The sequence below is a fragment of the Pseudobacter sp. genome (assembly GCF_051955275.1).
Taxonomy (GTDB): Bacteria; Bacteroidota; Bacteroidia; order Chitinophagales; family Chitinophagaceae; genus Pseudobacter.
This window is the reverse complement of sequence record NZ_JBQCGW010000200.1, coordinates 1-17,280: the sequence shown is the minus strand read 5'-3', so window position 1 is coordinate 17,280 and position 17,280 is coordinate 1. Positions and strand designations below refer to the sequence as shown.

Genomic DNA, 17,280 nt, shown 5'->3' with positions numbered 1-17,280 from the left:
GGCCCCGCGATTCCTTTTTAGAAAACTGAAAAAACATATGTTCCAGAATCTTACAGAACGGTTAGAATCGGCCTTTAAACAGATTAAGGGTGAAGGCAGGATCACCGAATTGAATATCGCTGCCACGGTGAAGGACATACGCCGTGCACTGGTGGATGCCGACGTAAACTACAAGATTGCCAAAGAGTTTACGGACAAGATCAAGGATGAGGCCATGGGCCAGAAAGTGATCACGGCGGTAAGCCCCGGTCAGCTGATGGTGAAGATCGTGAAGGATGAGCTGGTATCCCTGATGGGCGGCACGGAAAGCGAGCTGCAGTCGAAGGGCAACCCGGCTGTCATCCTCATTGCGGGTCTGCAGGGTTCCGGTAAAACCACATTCAGCGCCAAGCTGGCCAACTACCTCAAAACCAGGAAGGGCCTCAGCCCCATGCTTGTGGCGGCGGATATCTACCGCCCTGCGGCCATCGACCAGCTGAAGGTACTGGGCGAACAGATCGGTATAGACGTGTACAGTGAGCCTGAGAACAAGAATGCCGTGTCCATCGCTGAAAACGCTGTAAAAGAAGCTAAAAGCAAGAATAAGAACGTGATCATCATCGATACCGCCGGCCGTCTGGCCGTTGACGAGCAGATGATGACCGAGGTGGCCAATGTGAAAGGTGCGGTAAAACCCAACGAGATCCTGTTCGTGGTTGACTCCATGACCGGCCAGGATGCCGTTAATACCGCAAAGGCCTTCAATGACCGCCTTGATTTTACCGGCGTGGTACTCACCAAGTTAGACGGTGATACACGCGGTGGTGCCGCCCTTTCCATCAAGTATACCGTGAACAAGCCTATCAAGTTTGTGAGCAGCGGCGAAAAGATGGATACCCTGGATGTGTTCTACCCCGAGCGTATGGCTCAACGTATCCTGGGCATGGGTGATATCACCACCCTGGTGGAAAAAGCACAGGCCCAGTTTGATGAAGAACAGGCTAAAAAACTGGAAAAGAAGATCAGAAAGAACCAGTTTGACCTGTCTGACTTTAAAACCCAGCTGGAACAGATTAAGAAAATGGGTAATATCAAGGACCTGTTAGGCATGATCCCCGGGGTAGGTAAGGCTGTGAAGGACATCGATATCTCCGATGACGCCTTCAAAGGCATCGAAGCCCTTATCAACAGCATGACTCCTGAAGAGCGTGCAAATCCTGAAATACTGGATGCAAAGCGCAAGCAACGCATAGCTAAAGGAGCAGGCAAAAACATGGAAGAACTGAATGGTTTTCTGAAGCAGTTCGAGCAGATGAAAAGCATGATGAAAATGATGAATAAAATGCCCATGGGCCGCATGGGAGGACTGGGCCGCCGTTGATTTCCGGCTTACTATTAAATTTTTATCAGAGCCTGTTTTTTCTATCCATTTTGTATTAAATTTGGCAAAGTCAGAGCGATTGTTACCTTTGCAATCCTTGACATTTTTTAAATTGTAACCCTATTTGTTCACGCATTTAAATTTCTATTTAAAATGCCAGTAAAAATCAGACTGCAACGACATGGGTCTAAAAAAAGACCATTCTATTTCATCGTAGTGGCCGACGCCCGCTCGCCCAGAGATGGTAAATTCATTCAGAAGCTGGGTACTTACAATCCTCTTACTGTTCCTGCAAGTGTGCAACTGGATCGCCAGAAAGCACTTGACTGGCTGCACAAAGGTGCTCAGCCTACAGATACTGTACGCAGGATCCTTTCCTTTAAGGGAGTGCTTTACCTGAAACACCTGCTGCGTGGAGTTAAGCTCGGACTGTTCGATGATGCTGCTGCTATGGAGAAATTCCAGGTTTGGCATTCAGAGCACGAAGCGCAACTGAAAAAGCGCCAGGAGGCTAATGCCAGAGATCGCCGCCCCCGCCGTCCGATGGCTCCCACCGGACCAAGGAGAAGCGAGTCTTAATTAGCTCATGGAATCAAGCTATTAAATCCCGGTGAATCTTTCACCGGGATTTTTTGTGACTACTCAGTAACTTGCAGCAGTACACTATGACCAATTATAACAGTATAGGAAAATTAGCCGCCACCTTTGGCGTGAAAGGCGAACTGGTGGTTGTGCATCACCTCGGCCAGAAAACAGCCTTGAAAGGCGTTCAGGCCATCTTCATAGAGATCAAACGCGACGAACTCCTTCCGTATTTCGTGGAGGAAGCCCGCGTAAAGAACGACTCCGAGCTTTACATCAAACTGGAAGGCATCAACTCCCCCGAACAGGCACGCACCCTGCTCCAGAAACAGGTATGGCTACCCGAAGCCACCGTGCAGCAATTCACCAACAAAACAGCCCCCATCTCTTACCTCGGATTCCATATCATCGATAATGGCACCGATATCGGCGAAGTACTGGAAGTGATCGAACAACCGCACCAGATCCTCTGCCGCATCGATCTCGATGGCAAGGAAGCCCTCATTCCCATGCACCCGCAAACCCTGTTGAAAGTAGACAAGAAGAAGAAAGAACTGCATGTGGAGCTGCCCGATGGCCTCCTCGATATCTTCCGCTAGATTGTGCTCACATTATTGCTGAATCAGGATGACGGGTGCGATAAGGCAGCCAGTGTATTGCTGATCTGTACAAAATGCCTTTGGTGATGTGCGATAAAGAAGCGGAATGTGTCGCCCAGCTTAAGTTTGATAAAAGCTGCAATGGAGATGGGAATCCGGATCTTACCGAGATTGACGGATTTCGCTTTGGATAACAACTGCAGCAACTCTTCCTCCTGTTTCAGAAACTCACTCAGAACGGTGTGACTATCCATGTCAGGAGACGGGATATGGTTTTTGAATGCCTTCATTTTGTTTTTGATGGTTCCGTTTTGGGCGGGCAGCATGGAATTGACAAAATAGTTGCCAAGCCAGCCGGGTGTATAGGAAGGCTCATAGGTATGCTTTGATTCAGCAATTGCTTTTCGGATCAGGGGAAGATAATAACGGCCATATGTATTCAAATGTTCTATCACCTGCACCACGCTCCATTTACCGGTTGCAGGACTTTTCTGAAGGAGCTCAGGGTCCTGCTGTTGCAGTTGACGCAGGGTGAGGATGATCTGGCGGGTATCGTTTTCCAGGAGTTCAAGAAGATTGTTGCTGTTCAGTTTTTTCATTGTCTCTTATTTGAACACAAAGCTAGAAGAGGGGTGGAAGATAAATCTTGGCAGACACCAGGATTTTTGAATTATCGGAGAGCCAACCGCTCGCCTCCGGCGAGTGGGGCATATTTGTTCGCCTCTGGCAAACGCCGTGTCGCCGGAGGCGACGGAATATATGTCACTCGCGGGACGCGAGCGACTGAACCTGATAGCGTATCATTCGATCCGCACGGAAGACAACAACTTGCTGAAAGTGCTCGCATCAATCCCCAGATAAGAAGCCAGGTATTTGTGGGGGATCATCTGCAATACATGCGGGCTTCGTTTCAGCAGGATGCGAAATTTCTCCTCAGCGCTGAACTTCAGCAATTCCACCTGCCGCTCCAGAACACCGGCCAGCGCAAAGGCCGTGGCCTTCATCACCCATGCCATCAGCTCCGGATGCTTGTCCGCAAGCGCTTTCACCTGCTGATAGGATGTGCGTAGCAGTTTGCTGCTGGTGAGGGTTTCAAAGAAAAAGCGGCTGGGCATCTGCGTTAGAAAGGAATCCGCCACTCCAGAAAAAGAGTGCGGATAGGTGAATACGATGGTGGCATCAGGATGATGATCGTCCACATGAAAAGCCCGTTGTACGCCTTCCAGTACAAAGTACAGGTGGCGTTCAGTTTCGCCTGCAGCAGTGAGTACGGTCTTCCGCTTGTATTCAACAGGTTGCCAGATCTGTGAGAATGCTTCCCACACTTCATCCGGCAGGGGCTGAACGGCCTGGATGTAATGCCTGAGTATTTCAATACTGTTTTCCAACCCGGCAAAAATAAACATTTCACTATTGCGTAACTTGCATATGAAATGTCAAATACCCCTCAAAGGATCATAGCGCACTTTGACCTGGATGCCTTCTTCGTTTCTGTGGAATGTCTCCTGGATCCCTCCCTCAAGGGTAAGCCCATCCTGGTGGGCGGCCGGGAGCGGGGAGTGGTGGCTGCCTGTTCCTATGAGGCCCGGAAATTCGGGATCCACTCCGCCATGCCCATGAAAACGGCCATGCGCCTTTGTCCGCATGCCACCGTAGTGAAAGGGCATCGGGGGGAATACAGCAAGTATTCCAGGATAGTCACCAATATCATCGCGGAAAAAGCCCCGCTCTTTGAGAAGGCCAGTATCGATGAGTTCTACCTTGACCTGACGGGGATGGACAAATACTTCCAACCCTACCAGTGGACCATCGACCTGCGGCAGGAGATCATAGACAAGACCGGCCTGCCCATTTCCTTCGGACTGGGCGGCAATAAAATGATCGCCAAGATCGCCACGGACGCCGCGAAGCCCAACGGTTATCTTTTTATACCCTTCGGGCGGGAAAAGGATTTCCTGGCCCCACTCCAGGTGAATAAGATCCATGGTGTGGGTAAACAGACCTGGCAGTCTTTACAGGCCATGGGCATCACCACCATCAAAGACCTCAGTGAGCAACCCATAGAGCTGCTGGAGAAGCGTTTCGGGAAGTATGGCGGGGATCTCTGGAGAAAATCACAGGGCCTCCACAATGGGGAGGTAACGCCGTATCACGAGGCAAAATCCATTTCCACCGAAAATACATTTGAAGAAAATATCACAGATGTCACCCGCCTCGAAACCGAACTGGTGCATATGACCGAGCGGGTAGCCTACGAACTCAGGCAGGATAACAAAATGGCCGGCTGCATCACCGTGAAGATCAGGTACCCGGATTTTGAAACCACCAGCCGGCAGACCAGCATCGACTATACTTTTTATGACGATGAGCTGCTTCCCCAGGCCCGTGACCTCTTTCATAAGCTGTGGCGCAAAGGCACGCCGGTGCGCCTGCTGGGTGTTCGCCTGAGCGAGCTCACCAACGAAGCTGTACAGACCAATCTTTTCAGTAATGTGGAGCGGAAAACCGAACTTTACAAAGCAATCGACGACGTGAAGAACCGGTTCGGAAAGAATGCCATTTCCAAAGCTACCGGAACCAGTGGCAGCAAGAACCAGCCCCCTGACCCGCACCTGCCTGGCCGCCCGGAATAAGCCATGGGAGACAGTTACAGCAAATTAACAAATTAGTCTACTTTTTCAGTAGGATATTAGTATCTTCGTTACCCTTCTGCTAACACATTTTAATAACCATAAATGTTTGAATTATGAGCTTACGATTAGGAGATATTGCTCCCAATTTCCAGGCTAAGACTACAGCCGGGGATATCGATTTCTATGAGTTCCTTGGCAATGGCTGGGGCATCCTCTTTTCTCACCCCGCCGACTATACTCCCGTTTGTACAACAGAACTGGGTAAGACTGCCCTGCTGCAGGACGAATTTGCGAAGCGTAATGTAAAAGTGCTGGCAGTAAGTGTTGACGGGCTCGACAAACACCATGGCTGGGTAAAGGATATCAACGAAACACAGAACTGTAACGTTGGCTTCCCTATCATTGCGGACGAAGACCGCACTGTGGCCGGCCTCTATGATATGATCCACCCCAATGCTTCTGAAACTTTCACGGTGCGTTCACTGTTTGTGATCGGGCCAGACAAGAAAGTGAAACTGATGATCACTTACCCTGCTTCTACCGGTAGGAACTTCTATGAAGTACTGCGTGTAGTGGATTCACTGCAACTGACTGCCAACTACAGTGTAGCCACTCCGGCCGACTGGAAGCATGGCGAGAATGTGATTGTGGTGCCTGCAGTATCTACTGAAGATGCCATCAAAAAATTCCCCAAAGGAGTGGATGTAGTAAAACCTTACCTGCGTTTTACGCCTCAGCCTAACCTGTAATGGTCATAGAATGCTGATACCATAACAACAGACTGGCGTAAATACCGCAGTTGGAATAATTGGTCCCCTGTCCGGAAGACAGGGGATTTTTGTTTAACAGGTTTAGAATTTGCCGATCCAATTAGTATCTTAAAGGATCAATCAAATCCAGCTGTTACATGAGAACGTCAATATTTCTTTTCCTGCTGTTCCTGCCCGGGCTGCTGGCAGCTCAGCGAACCATCCTCCATTGCGGCAAACTAATAGATGTAAACAAGGGTGTGGTACTGACAGAGCAAAGTATCATCATTGAAGGAAATAAGATTTCGGATATGCAGGCGGGTTATATCAGTGCCGGGTCCTCCGATAAACTGATAGACCTGAAACGCGCCACGGTGATGCCTGGTTTGATAGATTGCCATGTTCATATGGAACATGAAACCAATCCCAACCGTTACCTGGAAGCATTTACGCAGAACCCTGCTGATTATGCATTTCAATCGGTAGTGTTCAGCAACCGTACACTGATGGCGGGTTTCACATCCGTGCGTGACCTGGGTGGCAGCGGGGTAAATATAGCCCTCCGCAATGCCATCAATAAAAAACTGATCGTTGGCCCAAGGGTATTCACTGCAGGTAAGAGCATTGCCACTACAGGCGGGCATGCAGATCCCACCAATGGTTACCGGAAAGACCTCCAGGGTGATCCTGGTCCGGCAGCAGGGGTAGCCAATGGGGCAGACGAATGCCGCAAGGCAGTCCGCCAGCGATATAAGGACGGTTCCGATCTTATCAAGATAACAGCATCAGGTGGTGTGTTGAGCGTTGCTAAAAGCGGCGAGAACCCACAATTCACGGAAGATGAAGTAAAAGCGATCGTAGAAACAGCGAAGGATTATGGATTCAGAGTAGCTGCCCACTGTCATGGTGCTGAAGCTATGAAACGTGCCGTGCGTGCAGGAGTCAACAGCATCGAGCATGGAACTTTTATGGACGATGAAGTGATTGCGCTGATGAAGCAGCACGGAACTTATTTCGTACCAACCATCATTGCCGGTAAATCAGTGGCTGACTCTGCAAAGAAGCCAGGTTATTATCCTGAACTGGTAACGCCCAAAGCCCTGGCTATCGGTCCGAAGATCCAGAGCACTTTTGCAAAAGCATATAAAGAAGGAGTGAAGATCGCATTCGGCACGGATGCCGGTGTGTACGCGCATGGCAGGAACTGGATGGAGTTTGTGTACATGACGGAAGTAGGAATGCCTGTGATCAAAGCAATACAGGCTGCAACGGTCAGTGCAGCTGATCTGATTGGTGTGACTGATCAGCTGGGCAGTATCGAGAAAGGTAAACTGGCTGATATCATTGCCGTGGATGGCGATCCGGTAAAGGATGTGAAAGTGATGGAGAAAGTGATCTTTGTGATGAAGGATGGAACGGTGTATAAGAAATAGGATTTGTTACTAACAATCGGAGACCACTCGCTCGCCTCTGGCGAGTGAGCAATATTTGTTCGCCTCGGGCGAACGCTGAACTCGCCAGAGACGAGCAAATAGAAGTCGCTCGCGGGGACGCGAGCGACTGGCATAACGAAATTAAATTTATTTTACTCTCTTGCGAAGTTGCTGCAGCAAGGCCCGCATATCCTTCGGCATTTCCGCCTTCAGCACATAAGGAGTACCGTTAGGGGATTTGAACCGTAATTCTGCGGCATGCAGGGCAACCCTGTTGAGGATCGGCCGTTCATCCAGCTCGTTCTTACTGAGTTTGTAATCTTTTTTGATAGATGAGATCAAAACAGGTTTGCCGTCTCCATACAATGGGTCGCAGGCAAGCGGATTGCCCAGGAACTGCATGTGCACGCGGATCTGGTGGGTACGGCCTGTATGGATCTGATATCTTACCAGAGTGAATTTTCCGAATGCTTCTTCCACCTCATAATCGGTGATACTCTGTTTACCTCTTTTATGGATCAGCATTTCTCCTCTTTTGGCCATGTTCTCGGCAATGGGCTGATCGATGGTGCCTTTGGAAGCAGGCAGGGTACCTGTTACGATGCCCTGGTAAAATTTCTCAACAGTTCTGTCTTCAAAGGCAATGGAGAGGAACTGGTGTGCCTCTTCATCTTTAGCAAAGATGATCACGCCGCTGGTATCGCGGTCGAGACGGTGTACAACGAAAATATTCCCGTATTTCTCACGCAGGATATGTTTGAGGTTGATCTCTTTTCCTTCGCGGTCCGGTATGCTGAGCAAACCTGCGGGCTTATTGATAGCAATGAAATGGTCGTTCTCTTCAATAATGTCCAGTTCAAATTTAGCCACGGCGTGCAGGTTTGTTTTTGTTGGTGTAAGAAGCGTTCAGGTACTTCAGGAGGCGTACTTCTTTTTCAGAGAGCAATCTCCATTTGCCGCGGTCTACATTTTTCTTGGTGAGATTGGCATACATCACGCGATCGAGGTTGCGCACATCGTATCCTAAAGATTCGAAGATGCGGCGCACGATGCGGTTGCGTCCACTATGGATTTCGATGCCGATGATCGCTTTATCCTTTGAATCGGCATAAGCGAGTGCATCGGGTTGGATGAGTCCGTCTTCCAGTTTGATACCACCCATGATGGCGTCAAAATCTTTCTTCACCAGTGGCTTATCCAGTGTTACTTCATAGATCTTTCTGATCTCGTAGCTGGGGTGCGATAATTTCTGCGCCAGCTCTCCGTCATTGGTCAGCAGGAGTACGCCTGTGGTGTTGCGGTCCAGTCTGCCGATAGGATACACGCGCTCTGTAGTGGCGTTGCGAACGATATCCAGCACGGTCTTGCGGCCCTGGGGATCTTCAGTAGTGGTGATATAATCTTTAGGCTTATTGAGCAGAATGTACACGAGATTCCTTCTTACAGCAACCTGTTTGCCATTCACTTTCACTTCGTCTTTGGTGGTTACTTTGAAACCTGGTTCAGTCACCACTTTCCCATTCACTACCACCTTACCTGACTTCACAACTTCAGCTGCATCCCTTCTGGAGCAAACACCTGCATGCGCAATGAATTTGTTGACAGGCATGGTGCCGTTGCTGGCTGCGGAAACAGGTGCTTCTTTCTCCTCTGTGTTTTTGTCTCCTTTGGATTTGGATACTACTTTTACAGGATTTTCACCTTTACGGGCAACAGGTCCTGCGCCTTCGATCCTTGTAGCAAAGGAACCACGTGCAGATTTTTCATCCTTTTTGATAACCGGTTTTTCAGATTTGCTGAAAGAGGGCTTTTCTGATTTATTGAAAGCAGGTTTATCTGATTTGCTGAATGCAGGTTTGCCGGGTTTATTGAAAGCGGGCTTCTCTGTTTTATTATAAGCTGGCTTGTCGGTTTTGCTGAAGCGGACCGGTTTGGAACTGCTGCCGGCGCCTTCCTCATTTTTGCGGTAACCTTTGTTGTCAGTTTTCTTTTCCGCTCTCGCGGCTTCACGTTCCATGGCTCCCTTGTAACCTCCGGCCTTTTTGAAGGCGCGTGGTCCGAGCCCTTTGCTTTTCTTGAAACCTCCGCGGGCATTGCTTTTGGAAGGACGGCTTCCGCGTTCTTTTCCTTTGAACGAACGTTCTCCGCGTTCCTGGTTTTCTTCCGCTCTGGCTTGTTTCTTTTTCTCGATCCTGTCGGCGCCTTCATTGCCGCGGTTGCCCCATTTGCTTTTGGTATTGCCAGCGGTGTTGCCGGTGGCCCGGGCGGCTTTGGCTTCTTCTTTCTTTTTGGCGAAGTATTCCTGCGTTTCTTTACGCATGGCTTTCTTTTCCTGGCGGATGCGCTCTTTTTTCTGGGATCCTTTTTCTTCCGTCTGGATGAATTTCTTAAAACCCTGTGGTTGCTTTTTCATAATAATGCATTGCTGTTTTTCAACAGTAATTAGTAAAATATAGAGAGAATGATATTAACCTACTTCAGCCTCCTTATTGGCGAGCTGCCCGCATGCTGCATCGATATCCTTACCACGGCTGCGACGCAGTCTTGCATTCACGCGATGTTTCTCCAGGTAATTCATGAATGATTCCACTGTTTTTTCATCGGGCTTGCTGAAAAGGGCCTTGTCGATGGGGTTGTATTCAATGATATTCACCAGGTCTGCAGGCACCTGCCTGTAGATCTTGATGAGCTCGTCAGCATCTTTGATGGAATCATTGAAATCCCTGAATAGGATGTATTCGAAAGTGATCTCGTTGCCGGTCTGTTTGTAGAAATGGTTCATGGCATCGATAAGCACCTTGATATTGTTGGTCTCATTGATGGGCATGATCTCATTCCTTTTATTATCATTGGCGGCATGCAGGCTTAATGCAAGCTTGAAGCGTACCTGGTCATCACCCAACTGCCGGATCATTTTGGCCACACCGGCAGTTGATACCGTAATGCGGCGGGGGCTCATGGCCAGTCCACCTTCCGGGTCTGTTATCTTTTCGATTGCTTTAAGTACGTTCTTGTAATTGAGGAGCGGTTCGCCCATACCCATGAACACGATATTGGTGAGCTTCTTGTTGTACACGCGCTCAGACTGCTGGTTGATGAGCACCACTTCATCATAGATCTCATCAAAATCCAGGTTACGCTTGCGGTCCATATAACCGGTAGCGCAGAATTTACAACTGAGGGAGCATCCGATCTGCGAACTCACGCAGGCAGTCTTGCGCTCATCGGTGGGAATCAGAACACCTTCAACGGCATGATGGTCAACGGTTGTGAAGCGGGATTTTACAGTCCCATCGGCAGAATACTGGGTGGCGCCCACGCTGAGGGCGGGCAGGGAGAAGTTCTCAGCAAGCTTTGCGCGAAGCTCCTTGCTGATATTGGTCATGGCCTCAAAGCTGTGTGCATGTTTGGTCCAAAGCCATTCGTAAACCTGCTTTGTACGGAATTTCTTTTCGCCCATTTGAGCGAAATAATGCTCCAACTCACTGAGGCTCAAGTGCCTTATGTTCTTCTTCCCATTGTTTGCCATCCTGCAAAGGTAGCATTGTTTTTGGTAACGCGGGGTCTGTATCTGGTGATGGGGCAATCCGCTATATTTGCTGCCTTAATTTGCTATATGAAGAAAGTATATATCGTTGATGCAGTGAGAACGCCTATCGGAAAATATGGTGGCGCACTCAGTAGCATCAGGCCTGACGACCTCCTGGCCCATGTGCTCAGAACCCTCATCCAGCGTAATCCGGATATGGACCTGAATGCCATTGAAGATGTGATTGCAGGAGACGCCAACCAGGCGGGGGAAGACAATCGTGATGTGGCCCGTATGGCGGCGCTGCTGGCCGGTTTACCCGTATCTGTTGGCGGCAACACGGTGAACAGGTTATGCGCGTCGGGACTGCAGGCTATCATGGATGCTGCCCGCGGCATCATGTGTGGCGATGGTGAACTTTACCTGGCAAGCGGTGTGGAAAGCATGACCAGGGCTCCTTTTGTAATGGCCAAATCATCCGGCGCCTGGAGCCGCAATACCGAAGTATTTGATACCACCATCGGGTGGCGTTTTACCAATAAGAAACTGGCAGAGATGCACCATCCTTACTCCATGGGTGAAACTGCGGAGAATGTTGCCAGGCAATGGAAGATAAGTCGGGAAGAGCAGGATGCCTTTGCCATGGCCAGCCAGGAAAAATATTTCGCAGCCCTCGACCGCGGCATCTGGCCCATCGAGATCGCAGGTGTGGAAGTGCTCGGCGGCAAGAACGAGAAGATCCTCTTTGAAACAGATGAACATCCCCGCAGATCAACACTGGAGAAACTGCAAACCCTTCGTCCCGCTTTCGCAAAGGATGGAACGGTGACCGCAGGTAACTCTTCCGGTATCAATGACGGCGCGGCCGCTGTGCTGCTGGCCAGTGAGGATGCGCTGAAGAAATACAATCTGACACCGATGGCACGGATCGTTTCAATGGGCGTTGCGGGTGTGGATCCCAGCATCATGGGCATCGGTCCTGTGCCTGCTTCGCAGAAAGCCCTGCAGCGTGCAGGATTGACGGTTAAGGATCTTGATCTGGTGGAGTTGAATGAGGCATTTGCGTCACAGGCCCTGGCCTGTATCCGTGATCTGGGACTGGATACCAGCAAGGTGAATGTAAACGGAGGTGCCATTGCCATCGGTCATCCACTGGGTTGCAGTGGTGTGCGCATCACTACTACCCTGGTGCATGAAATGCAACGCAGGGACATGCGTTACGGCCTCGCCAGCATGTGTGTGGGAGTAGGGCAGGGAGCTGCCATCATTTATGAGAAAGTGTAGAAATAACTTACCCGCAATAAGAAGGGACGCTGTGCAGACAGCGTCCTTTTTTTCTGGCATAATAATTTCAATGTAAGAACCACATGTATTTTCAGTAAATTGTTAGTCCTAAAAAAATGTTGTTATGCAGGAAGGATTACTCACACCAGCTGTTGCCACAGCAATTACACGGCTCACCAGTCATGTGCTGGACATGCCGGTAAGAGTAAGGGATCTCGAGCTTGATGAATGGCTGGCAAAGCCCGATCCGGAGCGATGGTCAAAGCTTGAAATTCTCGGACACCTGGTGGACTCTGCCATTAACAATCTTAAACGTTTTACCGATGTGCAGTATCTTCCGCAACCCTACCGGATCAGTCCTTATCAGCAGGATGATCTTGTTCGGATCAATGCATACCAGCAACTGCCCTTCGATCATATTCTGCAGATGTGGGTGGGGGTGAATCAGCAGATCCTGTACGTGCTCGCAAATATTCCCGCTGAAAAGCTCCGGTACCAGGTGATCATTCCCAATGGTGAAGTGAAAACGCTTGGCTGGTGGATCGATGATTATGCGGATCATATGGAGCATCATCTCCGGCAGATCTTCGGTTGAGTAAATATTTCAATGAATAAAAAAAACGCAGCATAACTATACGCTGCGTTTTTTTATGGAAATATATTTTTCGGTTATCCGAATACGTAACAGGCAGCGTCTGCCATGGTGGTTTTGATCTGCGAGCCTTTGCGAAGGTCTTTGATCACCACTTCTCCGGATGCCAGTTCCTGTGAACCGATGATGATGGCAAATGGAATGCCTTTTTTCTCGGCATATTTGAACTGCTTATCGAATTTTGTGTTCTCGTGGAAGAGCTCACTGCGTACGCCTGCGGCGCGCAGTTCCTGCATCAGCTGGTAGGCAGCCTTGCTTTCCGCTTCTCCGAGGTTGAAGAGCAGCACCTGGGTGCCAACCTGAACATCGGGCGGGAAATGGTTCATCTCTTCCAGTACATCATAGATCCTGTCTACACCAAAACTGATACCAACACCTGGGATATTGGGAACGCCGAAGAGACCGGTAAGGTCGTCATAGCGGCCGCCGCCGCCAATGCTGCCCATCTTCACCTGTGCAGGCGCCTTGGCTTCGAAAATAATGCCGGTATAATAGTTCAGGCCGCGTGCGAGTGTGAAATCGATGATCAGCTCTTTCCGGTTGGCCGCTTCCGTTACTGTGCGCAGTTCTGCGATACCTTCGGCTGCGGCTGTTGTGTCTTTCAGCAGTGCTGCGATGGCGGTAAGCTTGGCTTCATTGCTGCCATCGATCTTCAGGTATTGTTCGATGATAGCTATCTGATCATTGTTCAGTCCACGATCGGTCAGTTCTTCCTTTACTTTGTCCAGTCCGATCTTGTCGAGCTTATCGATGGCTATGGTGATATTGATCATCTGGTCTGCGCCTCCACAGCGTTCTGCCAGGGCCGTCAGGATTTTGCGGCTGTTGATACGGAGCTCGTACCCTTTGAGACCGAGATCCATGAAAACAGTATGATAGATATTCACCAGTTCCACTTCATTGAGCAGGGCCTTGCTGCCAACCACATCGGCGTCACATTGCGTGAACTCGCGATAGCGTCCGCGCTGGGGCCTGTCTGCCCGCCATACTGGCTGGATCTGGTAGCGTTTGAACGGGAACGTGAGTGTGTTGTGGTTCATGGCCACATAGCGCGCGAAAGGGATGGTGAGATCATATTTCAGGGCGCGCTCTGTGAGGTCTTTATCGTTTTTACCCTGCAGTACTTTTTCAAAAGCAGTGCGGGCTTTCTCTGTATTTTTCGGATCGCTCAATCCGTTATTGAGGATCTTGAAGATCAGTTTATCTCCTTCCTCGCCGTATTTGCCCATGAGTGTTTCCATGTTTTCCATGGCGGGAGTTTCCAATGGCTGAAAGCCGTACAGTTCAAATACGTTGCGGATGGTATTGAGAATATATTGTCTTTTGCGAACTACTTCCGGTCCGAAATCTCTTGTCCCCTGCGGGAGTGAAGGTTTTGTCATTGTTGCTTTGTTACTGGTTGCGTTGAAAGGGTGCGTACTGTTGAATGATCTGATCACAGGCATCACTGATCATGGCAAAAACTTGGTGATAGCCTGGCTCCGGTCCATACCAGGGATCGGGAACGTCCAGGGATTTGCCGGGATGCAGCGCATCCATCAGCAGCTGTACTTTGGAGGCATCGTAATGCTTGCCGGCCATCCGCCTGATCTCGCGGAGTACATCGCCCGCCAGGGCATAGATCCTATCATATTCCTGGAAATCACCGGGGATAAATCTCCGGGAGCGCTGGCAGCTGATATCGATGCCATTGAGTTTTGCCACTTTCTGGCTGAGATGATGCGGTGCTTCACCGGTATGATAGCCGTTGGTGCCGGCGCTGTGGACGGTCCAGCCGAGACCGGCCTCCTGCACTTTCTGTTGCAGAATGCCTTCTGCCAGCGGGCTGCGGCAGATATTTCCCAGACAAACCATCAGGATCTTCATGGCGGCAAAGATACTGCACGGATCGCAGACGTTTGCGAAATGCAAACTGAAGTGATGGATTTTGCCTTGTATGGAAACCATTGAGGTGCTGCATCATAGGTGTAAGGCACGTTGTGCTGAAGGGCAAGCCTCAGCCGCCGGAGGCCACCATCAAAAAATGTAACGCCGGTGATAAATATCTGCGGGTGCGCGAAGATAAAACAGAAGGCGGTCAGCGGGTAAGGGTACCGGTTAAATCGGTGATAGGAACCTCGGAAAACTAACGGATGTTCAGTTCCCCGGAACGGCTGATGAGGAGTATAAAACGGGGATCCGGAGGGGTTATGAAGAAGATGCCGAAGTGAGTACCCGGATCGCGGAATGGAAAACCCGTTGCAGTGTATTTCAGTATTCCGATCATATTCGAAGTGACTGATCAGTAAGGAATAAGGTGCAACGAAAGTGAAATTTCAGGTGTCGATTAAATTTTGAGTAAATTAACAATTGAAAGCTTGGTTTGCTGGTAATTTCTTATCTTGCCCGAACCCATATATTTAAGGATGGCAACAGATTTGGACGATAAAAAAATGAAGGCGTACATCACGCGCAGATCAGTAATGGATATTGGAATGGGTTTTATTTATGCGGTGATCGGATTGATCCTGGCCTTCAGCCAGCAACTTGGTTTCGCTCTGGAGTTTCCACCTGCGCCTTTTTCCTACATATTCGGTGGATTGTGCTTGCTGTACGGCGGTTTCCGTATCTACAGGGGCATCAGAAAAAATTATTATCAATAGCCTTAGAAAACAGATGAAAATACAATTCCTTCAATATCTGAACAGGATGATGTATCTGGTATTGGCCGTGTTGATCATGCTGATGAGTGCATGCCAGAGTGGTGAGGTTAAAAAAGGAAATGGCGATACCACAACATCAGGAACGATACATATCAGTGTGGATGAGAGCTTCAAGCCGGTGATCGATTCGCAGATCCAGGTCTTTGAATCACAGAACCCGAATGCTCATATCGTTGTGCATTACAAACCGGAAGCGGACTGTCTGCGTGATCTGAATGTGGACAGTATCCGCATGGTGATCGTAACACGCGGTCTTACGGAAGCGGAAGCTAAAACGCTGACCGAGCGTTACACGTATAAACCAGGCTGGGGTCCCCTGGCATTTGATGCCATCGCCGTACTGGTGAACAGCAAAAGCAAGGACAGCCTCTTTACCATGCAGGATATCCGTGGCATGGCAAAGGGTATCAGCGGTTACAAATACAAGGTATTGCTGGACGGTACCAACAGTACTTCAACAGTGCGTTTCCTAACGGACTCCCTGCTGAAGGGGCAGCCCCGGGGGAAAAATGTTGTTGCCGCCACCAGCAGCGAAGCGGTGATAGATTACGTATCTAATAATACGGATGCCATCGGGCTGGTAGGGGTTAGCTGGGTCGGGAATAGGGAAGATAGTACCCAACTCAGCTTCCTTAAAAAAGTTAAAATCGCTCAAATTGAATGCAGAGGATGTAATGGCACGTATGTTGATCCTGTACAGTATAATATCGCTACCAACAGGTACCCGATGATCCGGACCCTCTGGTACGTTTTAAAAGAAAATTATGATGGATTAGGAAACGGATTCACGAATTTCCTCATCTATGAAAAAGGACAAAGGATTTTCAGCAGGGCGTACCTCTGGCCGGCACGCATGAGTTTCGAGGTCAGGAAAACGAATTTGGAATAATTTATTTTTCAGATACACAACACAAACATTCATTTCAAAACAGCAAGTGACAATGATGAAACGATCCCTTAGTTTATTAGTAGCGTTTGTCATGGGAAGCACTCTGCTTTTTGCCCAGAATGTAGAACAGGGCAAAAAGTTCTATTACTACGAACGATATAAAAGTGCTAAAGATGCGCTGGAGAGTGTGCTGTCCGCCAATCCCAATAACATCGATGCTGTTTATTGGTTGGGGCAAACCCTGCTTGCACAGAGAGATTCTGTGGGAGCAAAAAATCTGTACCAGAAATTATTACAACAGAACGGCAGCGCTCCGCTGGTCCTTGCCGGCATCGGTCAGATTGAACTGATGGAAGGCAAGACGAACGATGCGCGTCAGCGTTTTGAAATGGCGATGACCCTCACCAAAGGAAAGGACATCGATGTGCTCAATGCAATTGCAAGAGCTAATATCAATGCCAAACCCGGTGATGCAAACTACGCCATCGAAAAACTCACACAGGCTACACAGGTGAAAGGGTTCAAAGATCCTGAGACCTATATCCTGATGGGCGACGCGTACCGCAAACTGATCAACGGTGGTGAAGCTGTTCAGGCATATAACAGGGCTTTCCAGCTGGATAGCAAACTGGCTGCAGCCAAACACAAAATCGCCAAAGTTTACCTGACACAGAACAACCCGGATTTCTTCCTGCCTGCTTTTGAAGAAGCAGTTGCTGCTGATCCGGCTTATGCTCCTACTTACTATGAGCTGTTCTACTACTGGTATTCAAGGGATGTGAATAAAGCTGCTGTTTTTCTCGATAAATATGCCGCCAACACTGATGCCGGTCCGGATTTAGAATATACGAAGACTGATTTCACCTAC

18 protein-coding genes are annotated in these 17,280 nt (G+C 49.2%); 11 read left to right on the top strand and 7 right to left on the bottom strand.

The window, feature by feature from the left end; all coding sequences use genetic code 11:
• The first annotated feature begins 37 nt into the window (after positions 1-37).
• The 3 genes from ffh to rimM all read left to right on the top strand — a co-directional run bounded on the left by ffh (position 38) and on the right by rimM (position 2,541).
• Positions 38-1,360 carry a signal recognition particle protein gene (gene ffh, locus ACTHMC_RS17445; protein ID WP_440414961.1) on the top strand — a complete coding sequence of 441 codons (1,323 nt, stop codon included), beginning with the start codon at positions 38-40 and terminating at the stop codon, positions 1,358-1,360.
• A 153-nt stretch (positions 1,361-1,513) separates the two neighbouring features.
• Positions 1,514-1,939 (top strand): 30S ribosomal protein S16, encoded by a 426-nt coding sequence (gene rpsP, locus ACTHMC_RS17440; protein WP_440414959.1) that lies wholly within the window; start codon positions 1,514-1,516, stop codon positions 1,937-1,939.
• Between the two features lie 86 nt (positions 1,940-2,025).
• Positions 2,026-2,541, top strand: a complete 516-nt coding sequence (gene rimM / locus ACTHMC_RS17435) for a ribosome maturation factor RimM (RefSeq protein WP_440414957.1) — start codon at positions 2,026-2,028, stop codon at positions 2,539-2,541.
• A gap of 23 nt (positions 2,542-2,564) precedes the next feature.
• Here rimM and ACTHMC_RS17430 read toward each other — a convergent pair whose 3' ends face one another.
• Both ACTHMC_RS17430 and ACTHMC_RS17425 read right to left on the bottom strand, forming a co-directional pair.
• Positions 2,565-3,140: a DinB family protein gene (locus tag ACTHMC_RS17430; RefSeq protein ID WP_440414955.1), complete on the bottom strand. Its 576-nt coding sequence runs from the start codon at positions 3,138-3,140 to the stop codon at positions 2,565-2,567.
• A 201-nt stretch (positions 3,141-3,341) separates the two neighbouring features.
• A complete protein-coding gene (locus ACTHMC_RS17425; RefSeq protein ID WP_440414953.1) occupies positions 3,342-3,929 on the bottom strand; it encodes a Crp/Fnr family transcriptional regulator in 588 nt (195 codons plus the stop codon).
• A gap of 45 nt (positions 3,930-3,974) precedes the next feature.
• Here ACTHMC_RS17425 and dinB point away from each other — a divergent pair, with 45 nt between their 5' ends.
• The 3 genes from dinB (at position 3,975) to ACTHMC_RS17410 (ending at position 7,356) form a co-directional block, all read left to right on the top strand.
• Positions 3,975-5,174 (top strand): DNA polymerase IV, encoded by a 1,200-nt coding sequence (gene dinB, locus ACTHMC_RS17420; protein WP_440414952.1) that lies wholly within the window; start codon positions 3,975-3,977, stop codon positions 5,172-5,174.
• Positions 5,175-5,287: 113 nt separating this feature from the next.
• Positions 5,288-5,923, top strand: coding sequence for a peroxiredoxin (locus ACTHMC_RS17415; RefSeq protein WP_440414951.1), 636 nt, complete (start codon positions 5,288-5,290; stop codon positions 5,921-5,923).
• A 158-nt stretch (positions 5,924-6,081) separates the two neighbouring features.
• Complete coding sequence (locus tag ACTHMC_RS17410; protein WP_440414950.1) at positions 6,082-7,356, top strand: amidohydrolase family protein; 1,275 nt, start codon at positions 6,082-6,084, stop codon at positions 7,354-7,356.
• Between the two features lie 147 nt (positions 7,357-7,503).
• On the opposite strand, the gene ACTHMC_RS17405 is transcribed toward ACTHMC_RS17410, so the two are convergent.
• The 3 genes from ACTHMC_RS17405 to rlmN are packed head-to-tail and all read right to left on the bottom strand — an operon-like array spanning position 7,504 to position 10,885.
• Positions 7,504-8,226: an RluA family pseudouridine synthase gene (locus ACTHMC_RS17405; RefSeq protein WP_440414949.1), complete on the bottom strand. Its 723-nt coding sequence runs from the start codon at positions 8,224-8,226 to the stop codon at positions 7,504-7,506.
• Entirely contained in the window at positions 8,219-9,769 is a 1,551-nt protein-coding gene (locus ACTHMC_RS17400; protein ID WP_440414948.1) for a pseudouridine synthase, read from the bottom strand. Before ACTHMC_RS17400 ends, ACTHMC_RS17405 begins: the two co-directional genes overlap by 8 nt.
• Before the next feature lie 54 nt (positions 9,770-9,823).
• The gene (gene rlmN, locus ACTHMC_RS17395) at positions 9,824-10,885 is read right to left on the bottom strand and encodes a 23S rRNA (adenine(2503)-C(2))-methyltransferase RlmN (RefSeq protein WP_440414946.1); all 1,062 of its coding nucleotides are present in this window, start codon (positions 10,883-10,885) and stop codon (positions 9,824-9,826) included.
• An 87-nt stretch (positions 10,886-10,972) separates the two neighbouring features.
• On the opposite strand from rlmN, the gene ACTHMC_RS17390 reads away from it, so the two are divergent.
• Together ACTHMC_RS17390 and ACTHMC_RS17385 are read left to right on the top strand one after the other, a co-directional pair.
• Positions 10,973-12,169 (top strand): thiolase family protein, encoded by a 1,197-nt coding sequence (locus ACTHMC_RS17390; protein WP_440414945.1) that lies wholly within the window; start codon positions 10,973-10,975, stop codon positions 12,167-12,169.
• Positions 12,170-12,293: 124 nt separating this feature from the next.
• Positions 12,294-12,764 (top strand): DinB family protein, encoded by a 471-nt coding sequence (locus ACTHMC_RS17385; RefSeq protein WP_440414944.1) that lies wholly within the window; start codon positions 12,294-12,296, stop codon positions 12,762-12,764.
• Between the two features lie 74 nt (positions 12,765-12,838).
• Here the strand turns inward: ACTHMC_RS17385 and hisS are convergent, their stop codons facing one another.
• Complete coding sequence (hisS, locus tag ACTHMC_RS17380) at positions 12,839-14,203, bottom strand: histidine--tRNA ligase (RefSeq protein WP_440414942.1); 1,365 nt, start codon at positions 14,201-14,203, stop codon at positions 12,839-12,841.
• Between the two features lie 10 nt (positions 14,204-14,213).
• Positions 14,214-14,732: a low molecular weight protein-tyrosine-phosphatase gene (locus ACTHMC_RS17375; protein ID WP_440414941.1), complete on the bottom strand. Its 519-nt coding sequence runs from the start codon at positions 14,730-14,732 to the stop codon at positions 14,214-14,216.
• Positions 14,733-15,226: 494 nt separating this feature from the next.
• On the opposite strand from ACTHMC_RS17375, the gene ACTHMC_RS17370 reads away from it, so the two are divergent.
• The 3 genes from ACTHMC_RS17370 to ACTHMC_RS17360 form a co-directional block, all read left to right on the top strand.
• Positions 15,227-15,463: a hypothetical protein gene (locus tag ACTHMC_RS17370; RefSeq protein ID WP_440414940.1), complete on the top strand. Its 237-nt coding sequence runs from the start codon at positions 15,227-15,229 to the stop codon at positions 15,461-15,463.
• 13 nt (positions 15,464-15,476) lie between these two features.
• The gene (locus ACTHMC_RS17365) at positions 15,477-16,412 is read left to right on the top strand and encodes a PstS family phosphate ABC transporter substrate-binding protein (protein WP_440414938.1); all 936 of its coding nucleotides are present in this window, start codon (positions 15,477-15,479) and stop codon (positions 16,410-16,412) included.
• 52 nt (positions 16,413-16,464) lie between these two features.
• Positions 16,465-17,280 (top strand): tetratricopeptide repeat protein (locus tag ACTHMC_RS17360; protein WP_440414936.1); only part of this gene is annotated, 816 nt, incomplete at its 3' end.